Source organism: Kitasatospora sp. NPDC005856 (assembly GCF_040629945.1).
Classification (GTDB): Bacteria; Actinomycetota; Actinomycetes; order Streptomycetales; family Streptomycetaceae; genus Kitasatospora.
In genome coordinates this window covers 1-21,687 of the sequence record NZ_JBEXWT010000127.1, presented here as the reverse complement: position 1 = coordinate 21,687, position 21,687 = coordinate 1, and the positions used below count along the sequence as shown (strand labels likewise).

Annotated in this window: 16 protein-coding genes; 10 read left to right on the top strand and 6 right to left on the bottom strand. The window is 74.4% G+C overall.

The genetic code is table 11. The annotated features are described in order from the left end of the window. Nucleotides 1–605: 605 nt before the first annotated feature. The 6 genes from ssuE (at nucleotide 606) to ABZ449_RS38765 (ending at nucleotide 8,922) form a co-directional block, all read left to right on the top strand. Nucleotides 606–1,160, top strand: a complete 555-nt coding sequence (gene ssuE / locus ABZ449_RS38790; protein ID WP_360355903.1) for an NADPH-dependent FMN reductase — start codon at nucleotides 606–608, stop codon at nucleotides 1,158–1,160. Between the two features lie 345 nt (nucleotides 1,161–1,505). After that, nucleotides 1,506–2,273, top strand: coding sequence for an ABC transporter ATP-binding protein (locus ABZ449_RS38785; RefSeq protein WP_360355908.1), 768 nt, complete (start codon nucleotides 1,506–1,508; stop codon nucleotides 2,271–2,273). Nucleotides 2,274–2,289: 16 nt separating this feature from the next. Then, nucleotides 2,290–4,860 (top strand): FtsX-like permease family protein, encoded by a 2,571-nt coding sequence (locus tag ABZ449_RS38780; RefSeq protein WP_360355905.1) that lies wholly within the window; start codon nucleotides 2,290–2,292, stop codon nucleotides 4,858–4,860. A gap of 171 nt (nucleotides 4,861–5,031) precedes the next feature. Then, on the top strand, nucleotides 5,032–7,035 hold the full coding sequence (locus tag ABZ449_RS38775) for a hypothetical protein (protein WP_360355900.1): 2,004 nt from the start codon (nucleotides 5,032–5,034) through the stop codon (nucleotides 7,033–7,035). Nucleotides 7,036–7,196: 161 nt separating this feature from the next. After that, nucleotides 7,197–8,237, top strand: coding sequence for a glycosyltransferase family 2 protein (locus tag ABZ449_RS38770; RefSeq protein WP_360355897.1), 1,041 nt, complete (start codon nucleotides 7,197–7,199; stop codon nucleotides 8,235–8,237). Nucleotides 8,238–8,304: 67 nt separating this feature from the next. Further along, on the top strand, nucleotides 8,305–8,922 hold the full coding sequence (locus ABZ449_RS38765; protein WP_360355895.1) for an acyltransferase: 618 nt from the start codon (nucleotides 8,305–8,307) through the stop codon (nucleotides 8,920–8,922). Here ABZ449_RS38765 and ABZ449_RS38760 read toward each other — a convergent pair whose 3' ends face one another. The 3 genes from ABZ449_RS38760 to ABZ449_RS38750 form a co-directional block, all read right to left on the bottom strand. Further along, the gene (locus tag ABZ449_RS38760) at nucleotides 8,923–10,530 is read right to left on the bottom strand and encodes an LCP family protein (protein ID WP_360355893.1); all 1,608 of its coding nucleotides are present in this window, start codon (nucleotides 10,528–10,530) and stop codon (nucleotides 8,923–8,925) included. It abuts the gene before it with no gap. 215 nt (nucleotides 10,531–10,745) lie between these two features. Then, complete coding sequence (locus ABZ449_RS38755) at nucleotides 10,746–11,981, bottom strand: LCP family protein (RefSeq protein ID WP_360355890.1); 1,236 nt, start codon at nucleotides 11,979–11,981, stop codon at nucleotides 10,746–10,748. Between the two features lie 36 nt (nucleotides 11,982–12,017). After that, nucleotides 12,018–12,809, bottom strand: coding sequence for a TIGR03089 family protein (locus tag ABZ449_RS38750; protein ID WP_360355887.1), 792 nt, complete (start codon nucleotides 12,807–12,809; stop codon nucleotides 12,018–12,020). 104 nt (nucleotides 12,810–12,913) lie between these two features. On the opposite strand from ABZ449_RS38750, the gene ABZ449_RS38745 reads away from it, so the two are divergent. Next, nucleotides 12,914–14,008, top strand: a complete 1,095-nt coding sequence (locus ABZ449_RS38745; protein WP_360355884.1) for a peptidoglycan recognition protein — start codon at nucleotides 12,914–12,916, stop codon at nucleotides 14,006–14,008. A gap of 67 nt (nucleotides 14,009–14,075) precedes the next feature. Then, complete coding sequence (locus tag ABZ449_RS38740) at nucleotides 14,076–14,987, top strand: DNA-3-methyladenine glycosylase 2 family protein (protein ID WP_360355881.1); 912 nt, start codon at nucleotides 14,076–14,078, stop codon at nucleotides 14,985–14,987. Between the two features lie 330 nt (nucleotides 14,988–15,317). Here the strand turns inward: ABZ449_RS38740 and ABZ449_RS38735 are convergent, their stop codons facing one another. Genes ABZ449_RS38735 through ABZ449_RS38725 form a run of 3 tightly spaced genes read right to left on the bottom strand, consistent with a single transcriptional unit; the run spans nucleotide 15,318 to nucleotide 18,319 of the window. Then, the gene (locus ABZ449_RS38735; RefSeq protein WP_360355878.1) at nucleotides 15,318–16,616 is read right to left on the bottom strand and encodes a coenzyme F420-0:L-glutamate ligase; all 1,299 of its coding nucleotides are present in this window, start codon (nucleotides 16,614–16,616) and stop codon (nucleotides 15,318–15,320) included. Beyond that, the gene (cofD, locus tag ABZ449_RS38730; RefSeq protein ID WP_360355875.1) at nucleotides 16,613–17,572 is read right to left on the bottom strand and encodes a 2-phospho-L-lactate transferase; all 960 of its coding nucleotides are present in this window, start codon (nucleotides 17,570–17,572) and stop codon (nucleotides 16,613–16,615) included. Before cofD ends, ABZ449_RS38735 begins: the two co-directional genes overlap by 4 nt. Nucleotides 17,573–17,614: 42 nt before the next feature. Further along, nucleotides 17,615–18,319, bottom strand: coding sequence for a cysteine dioxygenase family protein (locus ABZ449_RS38725; RefSeq protein ID WP_360355873.1), 705 nt, complete (start codon nucleotides 18,317–18,319; stop codon nucleotides 17,615–17,617). Between the two features lie 623 nt (nucleotides 18,320–18,942). Between ABZ449_RS38725 and ABZ449_RS38720 the strand changes: the two genes are divergently transcribed. Both ABZ449_RS38720 and ABZ449_RS38715 read left to right on the top strand, forming a co-directional pair. Then, entirely contained in the window at nucleotides 18,943–19,215 is a 273-nt protein-coding gene (locus tag ABZ449_RS38720; protein WP_030062195.1) for a WhiB family transcriptional regulator, read from the top strand. A gap of 226 nt (nucleotides 19,216–19,441) precedes the next feature. Continuing rightward, a partial coding sequence (locus ABZ449_RS38715) for a glycosyltransferase family 2 protein (RefSeq protein ID WP_360355870.1) occupies nucleotides 19,442–21,687 on the top strand: 2,246 nt, incomplete at its 3' end.

Below are 21,687 nucleotides of genomic sequence, written 5' to 3'. Positions count from 1 at the left end.
GCCGGGACGGCCCCGGCTGCCCCGGCTGCCCGGGCTGTCGCGGCTGCCGGGACGCGGGCGCCCCCGGCCCGCGCGGGTTCAGCGAGGCCGGCAGCGGCGGCTCGGCCGCGCCGCCTCCGCCGTTTCCGCCGTACGGGTTCCCGCCGCCCCCCGGGCGGCCCTCCTGCCACGTGTTCATGCCGACGAGGATGCCCGACCCCGGTCGGGCTGACTCCCCCCGGGGGGCCCACCAGTCCTCTTGTAGCAGTTTTGATGCACGCATCGGATCGTTCCGCCGCAACGTCCGGACACCCGGCGTTCCGGCTGCTGAAACGTTTCTTGACCGGCTCGAACACAGCGTGTTTGCATTCCAGGCATGGATCAGCGTTGGGCACTCACGCGTCGGCGGCACGTCGACCTGCGGCGCGGTGTGGCCTGTTCGCTCTGTCGCGGCTGACGCGTCCGTCGAAGTCCCCGCGCTCCCGGCACGTCCGCCGGCGCAGCGCCCCGGTGCCGCTCCGGCACCGCCCCCGGTCCCGGCCCCCCACCTGCGGTGCCCTTCCCCCGCCGCGCCCGGCCGGGACCCGCCGCCCCGCGCCGCCCCGCTCCCAGCCAGAGGTGAACCCATGGCCTTCGTCCTGTCCGTTTCCGGCTCCCCGTCCCCCACCTCCCGCACCACCCGTCTGCTGCGCCACGTCGACGCGCGGCTGGCGGGTCGCGGCCACCACGTCGTCCCCTTCGAGGCCCGCAGCCTGCCCGCGCACGCGCTGCTGTCGGGCGACTTCGACCACCCCGAGATCGTCGCCGTCACCGATCTGTTCGCCCGCGCCGACGGCGTGGTCATCGGCACCCCCGTCTACAAGGCCGCCTACTCGGGCCTGCTGAAGGCCCTGCTGGACGTGCTCCCGCAGTACGCGCTGGCCGGCAAGGCCGTCCTGCCGCTCGCCACCGGCGGCTCGCCCGCGCACGTCCTCGCGGTGGACTACGCGCTGCGCCCGGTGCTCAGCTCGATGGGCGCCGGCCACATCACCCAGGGCTGGTTCGTGCTCGACCGCCACATCACCGCCCGGGAGGACGGCACGACCCTGGTCGAGCGCGAGACCGAAACCCTGCTGGCCCCGGTGGTGGAGGGCTTCGCCACCGCCCTGGAGCGGCTGGCCGCACCCGCGCTGACGAGCTGACGGGCCGTCTCCGCGGCCCGTACGGGGCGTCCCCGAGACGGGCCGCGGAGACCCCTAGGGGGAACCGTCCCGCGGCCCGTAGAACCATGGTTGAGCGGCTTCATTCCGGCGGATGACGAGCCCTCGGCCGGCGGCTCCTAACGTGGTTCACACATCCCCGCCCGTCAGGAAGCGGCCCGATCACCTCGGGTCCGGTGGCCAGGTCCACCGGGAGGGTGGAGACAACTCCCGGTCGAGGACTACCGCCTGAGCCATTCCACGAGGCGGGTGGGCCCGCGAGGCTGGGGGGCCAACGGGTGAGCGCATCTTCCTTAGGAGACTCCAGTGACGACGGCAGCAGCAGCCGTGTACGACCCCCAGCTTCCCGGCGGAGCGTCCGCCGCCGCCGCGTCGGCCCGTCAGGTCACCAAGGCGTACGGTTCGGGCGAGACCAGGGTGACCGCGCTCGACGCGGTCGACGTCGACATCCAGCGCGGCCGGTTCACCGCGATCATGGGACCCTCGGGCTCCGGCAAGTCCACCCTGATGCACTGCCTGGCGGGCCTCGACACGGTCACCTCCGGGCGGATCTGGATCGGTGACACCGAGATCACCGGTCTCAAGGACAAACAGCTCACCAGACTCCGGCGCGACAAGATCGGTTTCATCTTCCAGGCGTTCAACCTGCTCCCGACCCTGAACGCGCTGGAGAACATCACGCTCCCGATGGACATCGCCGGTCGCAAGCCCGACCGGGCCTGGCTGGACCAGGTGGTGGAGACGGTCGGCCTGTCCGGCCGGCTCAAGCACCGCCCCACCCAGCTCTCCGGCGGCCAGCAGCAGCGCGTCGCGGTGGCCCGGGCGCTGGCCGCCCGCCCCGAGATCATCTTCGGGGACGAGCCCACCGGGAACCTGGACTCCCGCTCCGGCGCCGAGGTGCTGACCTTCCTGCGCCGCTCGGTGGACGAGCTGGGCCAGACCATCGTGATGGTCACCCACGACCCGGTCGCCGCCGGCTACGCGGACCGCGTGCTCTTCCTCGCCGACGGCGTGATCGTGGACGAGATGTACGCGCCCACCGCCGACTCCGTCCTCGAACGCATGCGCCGCTTCGACGGCAAGCGCACCAGCTGAGCGGCGGGACGACACCATCATGATGCTCAGGACCTCACTGCGGAGCTTCTTCGCCCACAAGGGCCGGATGGCGCTCTCGCTCATCGCCGTCGTGCTGTCGGTGGCCTTCGTCTCCGGCACCCTGGTGTTCTCCAACACCGCCACCGGCACCTTCGACAAGCTCTTCGCCGCGACCGCCTCCGACGTCTCGGTCCAGCCGCCCAAGCCGGCCGAGGACGAGGACCAGCAGGCCGCCGTCAAGCTGCCGACCGTCCCGGTCCCGCTCGCCGACCGGGTCGCCGCGGTGCCGGGCGTGAAGAAGGCCGTCGGCCAGGTGATGGTCGGCAACGCCGTCCTGGTCAACCCGGCCACCAACAAGCTGGTCGGCCCGACCACCGGCGCGCCCACCCTGCTCGGCAACTGGACCGACACCCCGCGCAACCCGGTCGCCATCACCTCCGGCCACGAGCCGAGGAACTCCGGTGAACTGGTGCTGGACGCGGACACCGCGAAGAAGGCCGGGCTCCGCCTCGGCGACCGGGTCCGGGTGGAGAACGGCGTCGGCAGGCACGACTTCACCATCGCCGGCATCGCCACCTTCACCACCACCAACCCGGGCGCGGCGCTCGGCTTCCTGGACACCCCGACCGCCCAGCAGGTGCTGCTCGGCGAGCAGGCCTACACCTCGATCGAGGCCTTCGGCGACGGCAGCCGCGGCAACGACCGGCTCAAGGCCGAGGCGGCGGCCGCGGTCGGCGCCGGCTACCAGGTCAAGACCGCGGCCGAGCAGAAGGAGGAGAACACCAAGCAGGTCGGCAGCAGCCTCAACTTCATGAAGTACGCGATGCTCGGCTTCGCCTTCGTCTCGGCGATCGTCGGCGCGTTCCTGATCGTCAACACCTTCTCGATGCTGGTCGCCCAGCGCACCCGGGAGATCGGCCTGCTGCGCGCCATCGGCGGCAGCCGGCGGCAGGTCAACCGCTCGGTGCTGGTCGAGGCGCTGATCCTGGGCGTGCTCGGCTCGACCCTCGGCGTCGCGGCCGGTCTGGGCGTCGCGGTCGGCCTGATCAAGCTGATGAACGCGCTCGGCATGGACCTCAGGGCGGCCGACCTGCGGATCGGGCCGGACGTGTTCGCCGCCGGCTACGCGCTCGGCATCGTGGTCACCCTGGTCGCGGCCTGGTTCCCGGCCCGCCGGGCGAGCCGGATCTCGCCGATGGCCGCGCTGCGCGACCACGGCACCCCGGCCGAGGGCCGCGCCAACCTGGTCCGCACGGTCGTCGGCCTGCTGCTGACGGCGGGCGGCGGCGCCCTGCTGGTGCTCGGCGCGCGGGCGGAGAAGGCGGCCGTCGGCGGACAGTACCTGGGCCTGGGCGTGGTGCTCACCCTGATCGGCTTCGTGGTGCTCGGCCCGCTGCTGGCCTCGGCCGTCGTCCGGGTGCTCGGCGCGGTGCTGCCGGCCGTGTTCGGCCCGTCCGGCAAGCTCGCCCAGCGCAACGCGATGCGCAACCCCCGCCGTACCGGAGCCACCGCCGCCGCGCTGATGATCGGCCTGGCGCTGGTGATCGCCTCCTCGGTCTTCAGCTCCTCGGCGGTCACCTCGGCGAGCGCGCAGATCGACCGGTCGGTGGGCGTGGACTACATCATCGACGGCGGCCGGGCCGAGGTCACCACCGAGATGACGGACATCGTCCGCCGGACCCCGGGCATCGACCACGTGACCGTCCAGCGGGACCTCCACGCCGGCGTCCTGCTGCCGGACGGACGGAAGGTGAAGACCGGCCTGGACGCCGTGCCGCCGGCCTTCTTCGCCACCGACTTCCATCCGACCGTCAAGTCCGGTGCGGTGGAGTCGATCGGGCGCGGCTCGCTGGGGATCGGCGAGGCCTTCGCGAAGGACAACGGCCTGAAGGTCGGCGACCGGGTGACCGTCGACTACGGCCGGGGCCACGTCCAGGAGCTGCCGGTCGGGGCGGTCTTCGCCAAGGGCGAGCTGTTCGGCGACGGCTCCTTCGTGGACCTGGACACCATGGCCAAGGTCGTCCCCGCCGCGGAGCAGCCGCCGGTGCGCACCTTCTTCGCCAAGGCCTCCGCCGGCGCCGACGTCGCCAGGACGCTGACCGCCCTGGAGGACGGGCTCAAGGAGTACCCGCAGCTGACCGTCAAGGACCAGGCCGGTTACAAGGAGCTGGTGCAGTCCCAGGTCAACACCCTGCTCTACCTGATCTACGGGCTGGTCGCCCTGTCGATCACGGTCGCGGTGCTCGGCGTGGTCAACACCCTGGCGCTGTCGGTGGTCGAGCGGACCCGCGAGATCGGCCTGCTGCGGGCGATCGGACTCTCCCGCCGCCAGCTGCGCCGGATGATCCGGCTGGAGTCCGTGGTGATCGCGGTGTTCGGCGCCGTCCTCGGCACCGGGCTGGGCCTCGCCTGGGGCGTCACCGTCCAGGGGGTCCTGCGGGACCAGGGCCTCGGGACGCTCTCCGTCCCGACCACCATGGTGGCGGTCACGCTGGTCTCCTCGGTGCTGATCGGCCTGTTCGCCGCCCTCGTCCCGGCCTTCCGGGCCGGACGGATGAACGTCCTCGCGGCCATCGCGACGGACTGACCCGGCGTCGGGGGGCGCCGGGCCACGGAGCACGGGGGAACGGGGGAAACGGGGGAAACGGGGGGGGGGGCCGGGTGCGCACAGCGCCCGGCCCCCGAGCCGTGTCCGGCCTCCGCCGGGCGGAGGCGGCCGTCCTGCGCTCCGCCTCCCACGTGCTGAGATGATCGTCCGATGTTCCCCTCGGACGCTCCGCCGCTGCCCAGCGCCGCGCCCCTCACCACCGCCGCGGCCGCCCGCTGGCAGGCCGCCCGGACCGCCTGGCGGCTGGACGGCCGCCGGCTCGCGCTGGTGCCGATCGGGTTCGTGCTCCTGGCCGGCGCGGTGGAGCCGGACGTGGGCCGGTGCAACGTCCAGAACGTCTGCCGGGAGACCTGGGGCTCGGGCCTGGCCGGCTGGTCGGTGCTGGCCGAGATCGTCCTGCTGGCCAGCGGGGCCCGGGTCCGGGTGTTCGTCCCGCCGGTCGTCCTGGCGCTGCTCTGGTACCTCCCGCAGGGCCTGGTCACCCCGCTCGCCCGCTGGTCCGCGGTGCTGCTCCACGTGCTGCTCACCGCCGTCCTGCTCGGCGCCGAGGCCGGCCGCCGCCGCGCCCGCCGGCAGCTGGACGAGCTGATGGCCCCGCCCGTCCGCTACCCCTGGACGGCCGCGGGCGCGCCCTCGCCCGTCCACCGGGACGGCCCGCCCGTGCTGCGCCGCGCCCTCGGCGCCCTGCTGCTGGTGGTCGCCGCGGCCTTCCCGGTGTACGGCCTCTGGGCGCAGGCCCGGGCGGACGCCGCCGCCGAGCGGGCCACCCGGGTGACCGGCACCGCGGGCGGGAGCGACCGGGACGGAGTGCTGACCGTCCGCTTCCAGCCACCCGGAGGCGGCCCCGAGCGCACCGCCGCCCTCGACGTCCGGTGGCAGCACCGGCCACAGCCCGGCGAGCCCGTCCCGCTGCTGGTGGACGGCGACTCGGTGCGCGCCCTGGGCGACGACTACGACGTCTCCGGCCAGCTGAGCGCCGGCGGCCTGATCGCCCTGCCCGGCCTGGTGCTGCTCGGCTCGGCCGCCGCCGCGAGCGCCCGCCGGGGCGGGCCCGCCTTCGCCGGCGCCGCCCCCGCGCTCGCCGTACGGGTGCGCGCCGACGCCCGCGGCGACCTGCTGGTGCTGCCCCTGGACGGCCCGCCGGACGGCCCCGGGCTGTGGCGGCTGGTCGAGCGCGACCGCTACCGCTGGGCCCGGTGCGCCGCCCCGGACGGCGAGGGCCCCGCCTGGGTGCCCGAACACCTGGGGACCGGCCACGAGGAGGCCGACTACCCCGACCCGGTGCTCGACCACGACGAGGACGAGGAGGAGTGCGAGGAGGAGTACGGGGAGCTGTTCGACCGGGCGACCCCGGCCGAGGCCGCCGAGTGGCTGGCCCGGGCCGGCCGCAGCGTGCCCGCCGTGCTGTACGTCGGCCCGGACGGGCCCGACCGCCAACTCCTCGTCCGCCCCGGCCTGCTGGACGGCGACCCGCACTGGGTGGCGTCCGTGGTCGCCCCCGCCGCCCGGCCCCCGCGCTTCGGCCGGCGCTCCGGGCGCTACCGCGAGCGAGACCTGGCCGTCGCGGCCCTGACCGCCGAGACCGTCGCCGCCGCCCCCGCGGCCGGCCCGGACGCCGAGCCGCTGGCCGCCCGCCGCTGGGAGATGCCGCTGCCGCTGCGGGCGGCGGCCGGACCGCTGGCGGCGCTGCTGGTGGCCGCCGTCGTCGTGCTGCGCGGCGACGACGGCTGGTGGGAGGGGCTGCTGCACCCGCTGTGGATCGGCTCGACGGCGATCCTCGCCTGCGCCCACACCCTGTCCTGGCAGCTGGTCGCCGACCGCGACGGGCTGCGGGTGGCCACCGCGCTGCGCACCCGCAGCTACCGCTGGGCGGACGTCTCCGCGGCGGCGGTGCACCGGAACCTGCTCACCATCCGGCTGCACGGCGGCCGGGAGTTCTCCTTCCTCTGCGGCCCGGCGGGCCGGCCGGGCGCCCTCCTCGGCGGGCGGTACGACCCGGCGGCGGTGGCCCGGACCGTCGCCACCGCCGCCCACCGGCCCGACCTGCGCCCCGCGCGGGCCCTGCCGGACCGGCTGGGCGGCCCCCAGCACGTGGTGAACCGGCTCGCGCTGACCGGCTACGCGGTGTTCGCCGTCGCCCACTACGCGCTCTGAACCCACCCCGGACCGGCACCGGATCCACACCGCTTCCGGCTCGTCCGTAAGGGGGAGTACGGTGTTCTTGATCACAGCACCGGTGCCGCGCCGCGAGGCGTCCCCGGAGGCCCGGACCGGGACAAGACGGGGACGCGTCCGCACCGGTACGGTTGGCCCCGATGAACACCAAGGCTGCTGAGGAGCTGCCGGCTGTTTCCGTGATCATGCCGGTGCTCAACGAGGAACGTCACCTGCGCACGGCGGTCCGCCGCATCCTGGACCAGGAGTACCCCGGGCCGATGGAGGTGGTGATCGCCCTCGGTCCCTCCACCGACCGCACCGCGGAGATCGCGGCCGAGCTGGTGGCCGAGGACCCGCGGGTGCGGACGGTGGCGAACCCCACCGGCCGGACGCCGGCCGGGCTGAACGCCGCGATCCGGGGCTCCCGGTACCCGATAGTCGTGCGCGTGGACGGTCACGGCCTGCTCACCCCCGGCTACATCACCACGGCGGTCCGGCTGCTCGGCGACATGGACGCGGCCAACGTCGGCGGCATCATGCACGCCGAGGGCGAGACCGAGTGGGAGCACGCGGTCGCCGCCGCGATGACCTCCAAGATCGGCGTCGGGAACGCGGCCTTCCACACCGGCGGCCTGGCCGGCCCGGCGGACACCGTCTACCTCGGGGTGTTCCGGCGCGAGGTGCTGGAGAAGCTCGGCGGCTACAACGAGGAGTTCATCCGCGCCCAGGACTGGGAGCTGAACTACCGGATCCGCCAGGACGGCGGCCTGGTCTGGTTCACCCCGCAGCTGAAGGTGACGTACCGGCCCCGCCCCTCGGTGCGGGCGCTGGCCAAGCAGTACAAGGACTACGGCCGCTGGCGCCGGGTGGTCACCCGCTACCACCGCGGCTCGGTCAACATGCGCTACCTCGCCCCGCCGGCCGCGCTGGCGGCGGTCGTCCTCGGGCTGGTGCTCGGCGTCGCCGTCCACCCGGCCTTCCTCGCGGTGCCCGGGGCGTACCTGCTGGGCATCCTCGGCGGCGCCGTGCTCGAGGGCCGCGGGCTGTCGTTCAAGGCCAGGGTGCTGCTGCCGGTCGCCTTCGCGACCATGCACCTCAGCTGGGGCTTCGGCTTCCTGACCTCACCGCGCTCGCTGGCCCGAAGAGTGATCGCCAGCGTCGGCCCGTCCTCCAAGGACGTGCTCTCGAAGACCGGCTGACCCGGGCGCCGGCCGATTCCTTCCGGCAGCCCCGCGGTGCCGCCCGGCACCGCTATCGTCGGTGCGCATGGCGACAGTTGAGGACGGGCCGGGTGCGGCCCGGATCGAGCCGAGCGCGGACGTCGACGAGCGGGCCGCGATCGGCGCCGGGACGGCGGTCTGGCACCTCGCCCAGGTCCGTGAGGACGCGGTGGTCGGTGCGGAGTGCGTGATCGGCCGCGGCGCGTACGTCGGCCCCGGAGTGCGGATCGGGGACCGGGTCAAGGTGCAGAACCACGCGCTGGTGTACGAGCCGGCGGTGGTCGAGGACGGGGTGTTCATCGGCCCGGCCGCCGTCCTCACCAATGACCGGTACCCTCGCGCGGTCACCCCCGACGGCCGTCCCAAGAGTCAACTCGACTGGCAGGCCGAAGGGGTGACGCTCCGTCAGGGCTGTTCGATCGGCGGCCGGGCGGTGCTGGTCGCCGGGGTGACGGTCGGCCGCTGGGCGCTGGTCGCGGCCGGCGCGGTGGTGCACCGGGACGTCCCGGACTTCGCCCTGGTGGCCGGCGTCCCGGCCCGCCGGATCGGCTGGGTCGGCCGGGCCGGCGAGCCGCTGCGGCCTACCGGGGACGGCGGCTGGCAGTGCCCCCGGACCTCCGAGCGCTACCGCGAGCAGGAGGACGGAACCCTCCTGCCCCGCTAGCTACTTGGCGCAGACGTCGGTGTCGTCCGCCTGCACCCGCTGGAGGTCCTCGGGCGCCTCGGTGGGCACCGCTGCCGGGGCCGCGGAGGCGGCCAGGACGTCCTTGCCGAGCACCAGCAGCAGACCGCCCTTCGGGTCCGACTTCCCGGCCGGCTTGACGGCGTCGCCGGGCAGCCCGAGGGCGGCGGCCAGGGCGGTGGCCTCGGCCTCCAGGTTGGCCGGGTAGGTCACCGTGGTGGTCGCGGCGAGCGGTGCGTCGCTGCCCACCGCGGCCTTGGCGAAGCCCTTCGTCCGGAGCTTCTCCACGGTCGGCCCGGACTGCCCGCGGGTGCCGCTGCCGTTGCGCACCGTCAGCTGGACGCCCTTGGTGTCGGCGGTGGGGGCCGGGGCGGCCGGGGTGGCCGGGGTGGTGGGGGCCGGGGCGGCCGCGGCGCCGGTGGCCGGGGCCTCGGCGGCGGGCGGGGCGGTGGTCTCGGTCAGCGAGCGGTCGGCCGCGACCATCGCGAACAGCTGCCCGGCGTCCGGCTGCTTGAGGATCACCCGGTCCTTGTCCTGGGGATCGTCCAGGACGGGCGCGGTGGTGAAGGTGATGTTCTTGGTGTCCACCTTGCTGATGTCCAGCGCGAGGTCCTTGAGCTTGTCCACGCTGCCGATGCCGGAGTCCACGGTGAGCGCCCTGGTGGCGGCGTCCGCGAGCTTGTAGAGCTTGGTCGGGCTGGTCAGGGTGTCGTCGCTCTTGATCTTGCGGATCATCGAGCTGATGAACTGCTGCTGGAGCGGGATCCGGGTGAGGTCGCCGCCCATGCCGACCGCGTGCCGGGTGCGGACGAAGGCCAGCGCCTCCTCGCCCTGGACCACGTGCCGGCCCTTGGTCATCTTGAGGTGGGAGTCGGTGTCGTTGATGTCCTTGGCCGCGCAGACCTCGACCCCGCCGACGGCGGTGGAGAGGGTCTTCACCGCCTCGAAGTTGACCTGCACGAAGTGGTCGACGCGGATCCCGGTGTTCTTCTCGACGGTCTTCCAGGTGCAGCCCGCGTCGCGCCCCGCCTGGCCGAGGCTGTTGTTGAACTCGTTCCGCGCCGAGCCCGGGATCTTCTTCCCCTGGGCGTTCTGGCACTCCGGGATCGGCAGCATCAGGTCGCGCGGGAGGCTGATCACCGTCGCGTTGGTGCGGTCCTTGGCGATGTGGAACAGCAGGGTGGTATCGGCGTGCCCGGTGCTGCCCTCGTCGCCGTACTCCCGGCCGAGGCCCTCCCGGCTGTCCGTGCCGATCACCAGGATGTTCAGCGCGTCCCCGGCGGCCGGGGGCCGCTCCGACTCGTCGCCCAGCTGGACCTTGACCGAGGTCAGGTTGTCGTTGAAGTGCCGGTACAGGTAGTACGCCCCGCCACAACCCGCCACCATCACCAGGGCGCCCGCCCCGGCCGTCCACTTGAGGGCGCGTCGGCGCCGACTGCGCTTGGCGAGCGCGGCCGCCCGGCGCCGACTGTCCCGGCGGCCCTCCGCGACCGGCGCCGCCGGCGCCTCGACGGCCCGTCGGCGCTGCCGGGGGACGCCGGGGGCCGGGTCCACCCGGTAGCGGCCGGCTTCCGGTTGCTCGTCGTGCACGCGGGTTCCCTACCTTCGACCGGTCACGGCTGCGGACCGCCCGTACGGACGGGCCGATCCGGACACACTAGACGAGTCGAACGGAGCAGTCGTTCCCGGTGTGATCTCCGCCATGTTCCGGTGGGACGGCGACAAATACCGCTCGTGGCCGAGCAATTGCGTAAACGGCCGGATCGGCCGGCCCGGATCGCGCGGTGCGGCCGGGGGCCGGCGGCTCAGTGCGGGGCGCAGGCGTCCATGTCGGCGGTGCGCCCCTCGAAGGTGGGCGAGGCGCCCGCGGCGGGGGACGCGGTCGCCGTCGCCGCGGCCGTCACCGCCGCCGCCACCTCGGCCGTCGGACGCGTTCCCGGGCCGGGGTTCGGGCCCGGCGAGGGCGAGGATCCGGGTGGCCGGACGGCCACCGGCCGGTCGTCCCGCAGCGCCGCGAACAGCTGGCCGGTCTGCGGCTGCACGAACTCGTCCCGGTCCGAGTCGTAGCGGTACGGGCGGCGCGGCGCGGTCAGGAAGACCACGTCCGCCGAGGGGATGCCGCGCAGGTCCTGGGTCAGGTCGTACAGCGCGCCGAGCGAGGACAGCCCGCCGTCCGCCCGGACCGAGGAGGTCGCGGCGTCCAGCACCGGCCACAGCTTCGCCGGGTTCAGCAGCACGCCCTGCGACTGCACCTTGCGGATCAGCGCGGCCAGGAACTGCTGCTGACGACCCATGCGCTGGGTGTCGCTGCCGTCGCCCAGGCTCTCCCGGGCCCGGACGTAGCCGAGCGACTGCTCGCCGTGCAGGGTCTGCCGGCCGGCGGGCAGGTCGAGCCTGGCGTCCTTGTCGTGGATCGGCTGCGGCACGCACACCTCGACCCCGCCGATCGCGTCCACCATCGTCTTGAAGCCGCTGAAGTCGAGGATCACGTAGTGGTCGATCCGGATGCCGCTCAGCTTCTCGACGGTCAGGATCGAGCAGGCCGCACCGCCCGTCTCGAAGGCCAGGTTGAACTGCGCCAGCGCGGCCTTGCTGCGGGTGCCGTCCGGCTTCTCGCAGGCGGGGACGGCGACCATGACGTCGCGCGGGACGGAGACCGCCGTCGCGCGCCTCCGGTCGGCGGCCAGGTGCAGCAGGATCGTGGTGTCCGAGCGCTCGGTGCCCCGCTGACCGCCGTACGAGCCGTTGGCGCCGGAGCGGTCGTCGCTGCCGATCAGCAGGATGTTCCGGGCGCCCCGCGCTCCGGCGGTGCGGCTCGGCCGCTCGGCCTCCAACTCGGCGAGCAGCCGGTCGGTGGCCGAGTCGGTGCGGATGTTGCCGTCCAGCTTGCGGTAGGCGATCCAGAGCAGCACCCCGGTGGCGACCAGCAGGAACGCGACGGCGCCGGCGGTGATCATCAGCCACCGCCGGCGCCAGCGCGGGCGTCCGTCCCCGTCGGGAGGGACGTCGGTCGGGGGGTGCTCGGTGTCGTCCTCGGCCATGGCAGCGATCCCTACCCGCCGGGCCCCCGCCGGGGGTTAGCCGAGGCGCAGTGTCACCCGTTCGGATTCCGTCCGCTTCTCCCACTGCCCGGCGTCCAGCGCCTGCGAGTTGCGGCACAGCACCACCGAGGCACCGGCCGCCAGCGGGGCCAGCAGACCGGCCTCCAGACCGGCCCAGTCGTCGTACGAGAGGGTGGACAGGACGCGGTCACCGGGCTTCAGACCGAGCCGCGCCGCGCCCTCCCGGGCCAGCGCCACGGTCTGCTCGCCCGTCAGCTTCAGCGGCAGCCCGTCCACCACGGTCTCCAGTGCCTGCCCGTCCGGGGCGACGGGGGAGTACGGCGCGAAGCGGTCGCCCTGGCCGGGCACCTCGGCGGCGTAGTCCAGGAACCCGTCCGGACGCTGCGGGAAGCGGCCGCCGAGCGGGCGCAGGGCGAGCGCGACCCGCTCGCCCTCGCAGGCCTGGGCGGCCTCCAGCCCGTCCGGGCCGCTGACCACCAGGTCGGCGGCGGCCGGGTCGCCGCCCGGCACCGCCGTCACCCCGACCGACCAGCAGGCCAGCAGCCAGACGGCGCTCTGCCAGTGGGCGGGCAGCAGCAGCGCCGCCCGGTCGCCGGGGCCGGCGTTCAGCTCGTCCTGGAGGAGGTTGGCGGTCTTGGCCACCCAGTTGTCGAAGGTACGGGCGGACAGCTCCACCCGTTCGCCGGTGGCGTCGTCGTAGAAGGTGACCAGCGGGGCCGCGGGATCGACCGAAGGGGTGCCGCCGCGCAGGAATGCGTGCAGCAGCTCGACGGGGGTGCGGGCATCGGCAGCGAAAGGCGCAGTCATGGTGCGCCCCAGCCTAAGGCCTTCGGGTGGGAGGCCGGGAGGGGCGGCCGAACGGGCGCGGAGCGGCGTGGCGGGCGGTCCGGTTTGCGGCGACGATCCGGTCTATGCGCCTCTCACTCCCGGCCGTCCTGCTCGCCGGCTGCACCACCGTCCTCCTCCTCCAGCCCGCCGCCACCGCGACCCCGCAGGGCCGCGACCCCGCCGGCGCCGGCTCGACCACCACCATCCCGCTGCCCGCCGGCACCGGCCTCTCCCCGCGCGGCACCCGGCCCTTCGAACTCCTCGGCCTCGACTGGGACGGCCCCGCGGACGCGCTCGCCGGTGCGGTGCTCCGGGTCCGCACCCGGAACGCGGCCACCGGCCGCTGGAGCGACTGGCACCGGCTGGAGGCCGAGGCCGGGGACGGCCCCGACCACCCGGCGCACAGCGCCACCGCCCCGCTCTGGACCGGCCCCAGCGACGGCGTCGCCGTCGACGTCCGGCCCGGGCCCGCCGGAGTGCCCGCCGGGCTCCGGCTCGACCTCGTCGACCCGGGACGCGGCGCCGCCCGCGCGGCCGTACGGACCCTGCCCGCAGAGCCGCCGACCGAGGGCGGGGCTCCGCGCCCGCCGATCGTCACCCGGGCCGGATGGGGCGCCGACGAGTCGCTGCGCGACCGGGACTTCGACTACACCGGCCCGGTCCGCGAGGTCTTCGTCCACCACACCGACAGCGCCACCGACTACGCCTGCACCGACGCCCCCCGGGTGATCCGGGCGATCTACCGGTACCACGTGCAGACCAACGGCTGGCGGGACATCGGCTACAACTTCCTGGTCGACCGCTGCGGCACCGTCTACGAGGGCCGCGCCGGCGGCGTCGACCTCCCCGTCCACGGCGCCCACACCCTCGGCTTCAACACCGACTCCGCCGGCATCGCCGCGATCGGCACCTACACCGACGACCAGCCGCCCCAGCCCCTCCTCGACGGCCTCGCCGCCCTCGCCGCCTGGAAGCTCGGCCTCACCGCCCAACCCGCCGACGGCCGCACCCGACTCACCTCCACCTCTGGCGCCAGCCGCTACCCCAAGGGCACCGTCGTCGACTTCGACGCCGTCTCCGGCCACCGCGACGCGGTCACCACCGAATGCCCCGGCACCGCCCTCTACGCCCGCCTCCCCGCCCTGCGCACCGCCGCGGCCCGCCTGCAAACCCCCTGACCCCCACCCACCTCCCGCCCCCCACGCGTATCGTTCATATCCGGAGGCAACGCAGGAGGCGACACCAGTGGAAGCAGTACGTCGCTGGCGCCCGGCCTTCCCCCTGGACGTACCCCGCACCCTGCTCCCGCTGCGCCGGGGCCCCGCCGACCCCGCGTACCGCACCACCGGCGACGGCGCCGTCTGGCGCGCCTCCCGCACCCCGGCCGGCATCGGCACCCTGCGCGTGCTGCCGCGCCCGGCCGCCGGCGAGGTCGAGGCGAGCGCCTGGGGCCCGGGCGCGGACTGGCTCCTCGACCGCCTCCCCACCCTGCTCGGCGCCGAGGACGCCCCGGAGGGACTGGTCCTGCCACCCGGCCCCCTGCGCGACGCCCAGCGCCGCACCGCCGGAGTCCGGCTGCCCAGGACCGGTCTGGTGCTGGAGTCCCTCGTCCCGGCGATCCTGGAACAGAAGGTCACCACCGACGAGGCCTACCGCGCCTGGCGCACCCTGCTGCGGGACTTCGGCACCCCGGCCCCCGGCCCGGCCGAGGGCATGCGGGTCCCCCCGTCGGCCCGCGAGTGGACGCTGATACCGAGCTGGGAGTGGCACCGAGCGGGCGTCGATCCGAAGCGCTCGGCGACGATCATGCGCGCGGTCCGGCTGGCCCCGCGGCTGGAAGAGGCCTCGGCGATGGCCCACGAGGAGTCCTTCGCCCGCCTCACCACCGTCCCGGGCATCGGAGTCTGGACAGCCGCCGAAACCCTCCAGCGCAGCAACGGCGACCCCGACGCGGTCTCGGTCGGCGACTTCCACCTCCCCAACCTGGTCGGCTGGGCCCTCGCCGGCCGCCCCCGCAGCGACGACGCCCAGATGCTCGCCCTACTGGAGCCCTACCGCCCCCACCGCCACCGCATCTGCCGCCTCCTCCTGGCCACCGGCACCCACGCCCCCCGCTACGGCCCCCGCCTGACCCCCAACGACCACCGCCACCGCTGATCCACACCCCCCGCGCCCCACCCTCATGGGCGCGGTCCCCACCCCCACCCACCAGCCCACCCACCAGCCCACCCACCCACCACCCGCCCCCACCCCACCCACCCCACCCACCCGACCAGGCGAGAGGGACGCGCTGCGGGAGGGGCGGTGGAGGGGGTGGCCCGGAGGGGGGCGTTGCGGGTGATTTTCAGACTGCCAACGATCTCAACGCCCCACCCACAGGGTCGGCAGTCTGAAAATCATCCAGCCCCCCGGAGCGGCCACCCCCGGAACCGCCCCGCACCCACCCTCCCGAGAGCCCCCCGGCTACACCAAGCCCAGGCGCAGCCGCTACCGCACCACGACGAACCCCGCGGCCCCCCGCTCCGCCCGAGCCTTCGCCGCCTCCGCCGGACGCCCCACCGCGACCGCCCCCATCGGATCCCACCCCTCCGGAAGCTCCAGCACCTCCCGCACCGTGTCACGGCAGAACATCGTCGACGAAACCCAGGCCGACCCGTACCCCTCGCCGGTGAGCGCGACCAGCAGGTTCTGCACGGCGGCCCCCATGGCGACGGTGAACATCTCCCGTTCGGCGGTCGCCCGGCGCGCGTCCGGGTAGTCGTGCGACCCGTCCATCACCAGGCACGGCACCACCAGGTAGGGGGCGTCGCGCAGGACGTTGCCGCGCGCGGTGCGCCGGGCGATCTTCGCCTCGTCCCAGCCGTCGAGTTCGCGCAGGTCGCGCTGCCAGGCGCCGAGCATCGCGTCGAGCAGCCGGGTCCGGGTCTCCGCCGATTCCAGCAGCACGAACCGCCACGGCGTGGTGTGGTGCGGGGCCGGCGCGGTGACGGCGGCGGCCACGGCGCGGCGGACGGCGGCCGGGTCGACCGGTTCCGCGGTGAAGGACCGGACGGTGCGCCGCAGGGTGACGGCCTGCCGCAGGGCCTCCGAGGTGCCGAGCCGGAACATGTCGTCGACGGCGGGCCGGATCAGCGGCCGGACGCCTTCGCCGTCCTCGGCGGTGACGAGGTGTCCGAGTCCCCGCACGACCGCCACCGGGACGCCGGTGGCCTTGCCCTTCACCAGGTCGGCGGCGGCGGCGAGTTCGTCGGCCGTCGCGGTGACGGTCATCTCCAGCGCGTTGCCGTGGCTGTCGGTGCGGCCCCGGTGGTCCTCCAGGACGCGGAGTCCGGCGGCGCCGATCGCCACGTCGGTCAGCCCGTCGCGCCAGGGCCGTCCGAAGGTGTCGGTGACGACGACGGCGAGCCGGCGGCCGGTGAGCTGCCGGAGCCTCGCCCGCAGGGCCCGCGCGGAGGCGTCCGGGTCCTCGGGCAGCAGCAGGACGGTGCCGGGGGCGGTGTTGGAGGCGTCGACCCCGGCGGCGGCCATGACGAAGCCGTTGCGGTTCTCCACGATCCGGATCGGCCCGCGTCGCGCGACCACCCGGACGGTCTCGGCGTCGATGGCGGCCTCGCGGTCGGTGGCGTGCAGCCGCCGCCCCTCGGCCTTGCTGACGATCTTCGAGGTGACCAGCAGGATGTCGCCGTCCTGGTACGTCCCCGCCTTGGCGATGAGCTCGCCCAGGTCCGCCCCGGCCTCGACCTCGGGGATGCCGTCGACGCCGAGGACCTCCAGCGACGCGGTCACTTCCGCACCTGCTCCGCCAGCTCCAGCGCCGCCCGCGCCATGTCGGCGGTCGCCTCGACGTCGGTCATCAGCAGCGGGACGGCCCGGCAGGCGATCCCGGCGGCCTCGACGGCGGCCGCCGACGCCGCGTCCACGGTGTCCACCAGCCACCCGTCGATGAGCTCGGCCCCGTAGTTCAGCGCGACCGCGTCCGCCGTCGCCTCCACGCCGACGGCGGCGAGCACCTTGTCGGCCATGCCGCGCACCGGCGCCCCGCCGATGATCGGGGAGAGCCCGACGACGGGCGCGGGCGCGGCGGCGACCGCCTCCCGGATGCCGGGGACGGCGAGGATGGTGCCGATCGAGACCACCGGGTTGGACGGCGGGAGGAGGATGACGTCCGCCTCGGCGATGGCCTCCAGCACGCCGGGCGCGGGCTTGGCGGTGTCGGCGCCGACCGCGACGATCGCCTCGGCGTCCACCGCGGCGTGCAGCTTGACCCAGTACTCCTGGAAGTGGATCGCCCGGGTGCCCTGCTCGTCGGTGATCCGCACGTGGGTCTCGACCCGGTCGTCGCTCATCGGCAGCAGCCGCACGCCCGGCTTCCACCGCACGCACAGCGCCTCGGTGACCTGGCTGAGGCTGTACCCGGCGGTGAGCATCTGGCTGCGCACGAGGTGGGTGGCGAAGTCCCGGTCGCCGAGCCCGAACCACTCGGGGCCGACGCCGTACGCCTTCATCTCGGCCTTGATGGACCAGGTCTCGTCGGTGCGGCCCCAGCCCTGTTCCTCGTGGATGCCACCGCCGAGGGTGTACATCACGGTGTCGAGGTCGGGGCAGACCTTGAGGCCGTAGAGGTGGATGTCGTCGCCGGTGTTGCCGATGACGGTGATCTCGTCCTGCGGTCCGACCGCCGCGCGGAGTCCGCGCAGGAAGCGCGCTCCGCCGATTCCGCCTGCCAGTGCCACGATGCGCATGGGGCTCATCCTGCCACGGTCGGACTCGCCGTCAGCCCGGGATCAGTGCGACCCGGCCGGTGCCTGCCGCTCGGAGTGCTGCTCCGGGTGCTGCTCGGGTACGGCGGTGGCGCCGTACTGGTTCATCTCGGTCAGGCCCGGGGCGTAGAGGTGGATGGAGACGGCGGGTTCGAGCGCGCCGTTGACGACCTCGTGCAGGTAGCCGGAGGAGAACACGCGCTGCCCGCCGGGCCGCAGGGCGCGGGCCACCGCGCCGCTGGGGTCACCCCCGGCCGAGGGCTGGGGGAGGGTGAGGGAGCGCTCGATCAGCTCGCCCTTGACGACGGTCATCACGCCGGAGGACTCGCCGTGGTCGTGGAAGCCGCTGGACTGGCCGGGCAGCCAGCTGAGCAGCCAGACCTCGTAGCCGGGGCCGGTCTCCAGTCGGGCGTACCAGCGGGTCAGCGCGTCGTAGCGGACGAGCGGCTCCCAGCGGGCGCGGTCGGCGGCGATCTCGCGCACCAGCCGGGCGTACTCGGCGACGGTGGTGGGGTGGGCCGGCAGGTCGGTGCGGGCCAGGTGGGGGAAGGCGAGCGGGTCGCCGGCGATCGAGACGTCGCTGAGACCGTCGGCCCACCGGCGGGTCCGGGCGTCGGCGAGGGCGCCGACGAGGGGGTTGGTGGGGGTGCCGGCGGGTGCGGTGGCGGGGCCACGGCGGGCGAGCTTGTTGCGGTCGCGGTTCCGCTTGCGGATGCGGATCATGCGCACGGGAGTCGTCCTCGGAGGAGTCGGCCGGGTCGTGGGATCGGCCGGATCCGGGATGTCCTGGGGACGGGAATCGCGGGCGGCCTCTGTGCTTCCTGGGAGCGGCGCGCGGTGGGACGCGGGCGCCTAGATACAGCAGGAACAGAGGCGACAACAGGAGTTCACGGCACGGCGGAGGGTGGAACCGCTCCGGGGGGTGGCGAACTCTGACATAGAAGCAAGGACACCGCATCCGCGGGGCAGGTGTCAAACCGAAGGATGCGGCATTCGAGTGGGTTAGGTCCGGATCTTTCCCTGATGGGGTGATTCATCACTCTCTATGTTTCGATGGGAAGATCGCCGGGAAGGCAGGCCGATGACCGGCCTGTGGCGGTGACCGGGCGTCACCTGGTGAATGGTTGCGGACGGTTCGGCACTGTTCAGGACCTTGAGGCAGAAGGTCCGATGTGTCCGGATATGTACACTATTCGTAACGGCTTGGTGCCAGGGAGTGAATCCCAGCCCCAATACCAGAGCTCGGCTTGACTGGGCCAGAGTGACGCAACTGTAATTTCACTCGTGTCGTCGGCCGCACGAGGCAACGGCAACCACGGGGACGCCAAGTAGGGGCAGAGGAGGCGCGCCACATGAGCGAGCTCTTTGAGCTGTTGATCGGGGACGGCATCGCGGAGGACGAGGAGGAACTCGGCTGGCAGGAGCGCGCGTTGTGCGCCCAGACCGACCCCGAGTCCTTCTTCCCCGAGAAGGGCGGCTCGACCCGCGAGGCCAAGAAGGTCTGCCTCGCCTGCGAGGTCCGCTCGGAATGCCTGGAGTACGCCCTCGCCAATGACGAGCGGTTCGGCATCTGGGGCGGCCTCTCCGAGCGCGAGCGCCGTCGGCTCAAGAAGAGTGCGGTCTGACCGGGCGGCCGCCGACCCCCGCTGACCCTTCGACAACGAGGGACAGCCGCACAGCTGTACGGGCGCCTCACCGCGGTGGTGGGGCGCTTTCGTGTTCCCGGAGACCCCTTCCCGGCCCCCGCGCGCACACCCCGGACGAAGCGGCCACCCGGAGCCGTTAGTGTGGTGCGCCATCCGGTTGCCGTTCACCGGCTGTGTCCACCGAGAACTGGGGCCCGCGCACGCGATGACCGTCTACAGCCACCAGAGCGGCTTCACCGCTTCCCGGCCGCCCGCCTATCCGCGCCACCTGGTCACCGCCGTGATCGTCTCGCACGACGGCGCCCGCTGGCTGCCGCAGGCCCTGGCCGGCCTGCTCGGTCAGGACCGCCAGGTCCAGCGGGTCCTCGCGGTCGACACCGGATCCACCGACAACTCTCCGCAACTGCTCGCCGACACCCTCGCCGACTGGCTGCCCGACAGCGGCCCGCTGGTCCTCGGCCGCCGGGCCGGCTTCGGCACCGCCGTCGCCGAGGCCGTGTCGAGCAGCGCGCCCCTGCGCCCGGAGGACCTGCCGTACCGGCTCGACCCCTCCGGCTACGACCCGGTCACCGGCGGCTGGGACGACTTCGGCGACCCGCTCGCCCAGGAGGACGACCTCGGCCGCGGCGGCCCCCGCGAGACCCGGCCGGTCGAGTGGCTCTGGCTGCTGCACGACGACTGCGAGCCGCAGACCGACGCGCTGCGCCGACTGCTCCAGGTCGCCGACTCCACCCCCAGCGCCGCCGTGGTCGGCCCCAAGCTGCGCAGCTGGTACGACCGCCGCCAGCTGCTGGAGGTCGGCGTCACCATCGCCCACTCCGGCCGTCGCTGGACCGGCCTGGACCGCCGTGAGCAGGACCAGGGCCAGCACGACCAGGTCCGTCCGGTGCTCGCCGTCTCCAGCGCGGGCATGCTGGTGCGCCGGGACGTCTTCGAGGAACTCGGCGGCTTCGACAGGGCCCTCCCGCTGATGCGGGACGACACCGACTTCTGCTGGCGGGTCAACGCCGCCGGCCACCGCGTGGTGGTCGCCCCCGACGCCGTGCTGCGGCACGCCGAGGCCTCCTCCCGCGAGCGCCGCGCGATCGACTGCGGCCCCTCCCACCCGCACCGGGTGGACAAGGCCGGCGCGGTCTACACCCTGCTCACCAACTGCAAGGGCGCGCTCTTCCCCTACGTCCTGCTGCGGCTGGTGCTCGGCACCCTGGTGCGGGCCGTCACCAACCTGCTCGGCAAGGACCCGCGCCAGGCCTTCGACGAACTCGCCGGCCTCGGCCACGAACTCGTCCGCTTCCCACGGCTGTTGGCCGCGCGCAAGCACCGCGCCCGGTCCCGGGCGGCGGACGCCCTGGACGACCGCACGCTCTTCCCGGCCCCCGGCGCCACCACCCGGCTGGCGGTCGAGGGCGTCATCGGCTCGCTCGGGATAGGGGGCGGCGACGACACCGGCGGCCGGCACGGCTCGGTCGAGGCCGGCGGCGACGACGACGCCGAGGACCTGGTCGTCGAGCAGTTCGCGCTGCTCAAGAAGCTCGCCCGGCGCCCGGCGCCGGTGCTGTTCGCCGCCCTGCTGGTGTTCGCCCTGATCGCCTGCCGCGGACTGCTCGGCAGCGGCGAGCTGTTCGGCGGCGCCCTGCTGCCCGCGGCCGACGGGGCCGGCGGCCTGTGGTCGATGTACGCGGACGCCTGGCACCCGGTCGGCACCGGCTCCGCCGCCGCCGCACCGCCGTACCTCGGCGTGCTCGCCGTGCTCTCCTGGCTGCTGTTCGGCCACGCCGACCTCGCGCTCACCCTGATCGTGGTGCTCGCCGTCCCGCTGTCCGCGGTCAGCGCCTACCTGGTGTCCCGGCCGCTGCTGGACTCCAAGGTGGTCCGCGCGTGGGCCAGCGCCACCTACGCGCTGCTGCCCGCCGCGACCGGCGCGCTCGCCCAGGGCCGGATCGGCACCGCCGTGCTGGCCGTGCTGCTGCCGCCGCTGGCCCGCGCCGCCGCCATCGCGGCCGGCCTCGGCATCCGGGACGAGAGCGCCGCCAAGGGCGCCCGCCCGGGCTGGCGCCCGGTCTGGATGACCGTCCTGCTGCTCACCCTGGCCACCGCCTTCGTCCCGATAACGTGGGCGCTCGCGGTGCCGCTCTGCCTGGCGATGCTGGTCGTCGCGGTGCTGCGCGGCGGCGCCTTCGGCTCCGGCGGCGCTGCGCTGCGACTGCTCGGCCTGCGCGTCCTGGTGATCCTGGCGGTGCCGGTCGTGCTGCTGGCCCCGTGGTCGCTCAAGGTGCTGGCGCACCCGCAGTGGCTGCTGCTGGAGGCCGGGCTGCCCGGTCTGCACGGCAGCGGCGCGAGCGCGGCCGGCCTGCTGCTGGTCAACCCGGGCGGCGCCGGGGTGCCGCCGATCTGGCTCTCGGCGGGTGTCGTGCTCGCCGCGCTGGCCGCGCTGCTGCGCGCCGACCGCCG

Excerpts from the sequence above, each read along its gene's own strand:
- ABZ449_RS38750 (WP_360355887.1), bottom strand. The coding sequence starts at position 12,809 with ATGACTGCGCCTTTCGCTGCCGATGCCCGCACCCCCGTCGAGCTGCTG.
- ABZ449_RS38770 (WP_360355897.1), top strand. The coding sequence starts at position 7,197 with ATGAACACCAAGGCTGCTGAGGAGCTGCCGGCTGTTTCCGTGATCATG.
- ABZ449_RS38775 (WP_360355900.1), top strand. The coding sequence starts at position 5,032 with ATGTTCCCCTCGGACGCTCCGCCGCTGCCCAGCGCCGCGCCCCTCACC.
- ABZ449_RS38765 (WP_360355895.1), top strand. The coding sequence starts at position 8,305 with ATGGCGACAGTTGAGGACGGGCCGGGTGCGGCCCGGATCGAGCCGAGC.
- ssuE (WP_360355903.1), top strand. The coding sequence starts at position 606 with ATGGCCTTCGTCCTGTCCGTTTCCGGCTCCCCGTCCCCCACCTCCCGC.
- ABZ449_RS38755 (WP_360355890.1), bottom strand. The coding sequence starts at position 11,981 with ATGGCCGAGGACGACACCGAGCACCCCCCGACCGACGTCCCTCCCGAC.
- ABZ449_RS38720 (WP_030062195.1), top strand. The coding sequence starts at position 18,943 with ATGAGCGAGCTCTTTGAGCTGTTGATCGGGGACGGCATCGCGGAGGAC.
- ABZ449_RS38745 (WP_360355884.1), top strand. The coding sequence starts at position 12,914 with ATGCGCCTCTCACTCCCGGCCGTCCTGCTCGCCGGCTGCACCACCGTC.
- cofD (WP_360355875.1), bottom strand. The coding sequence starts at position 17,572 with ATGCGCATCGTGGCACTGGCAGGCGGAATCGGCGGAGCGCGCTTCCTG.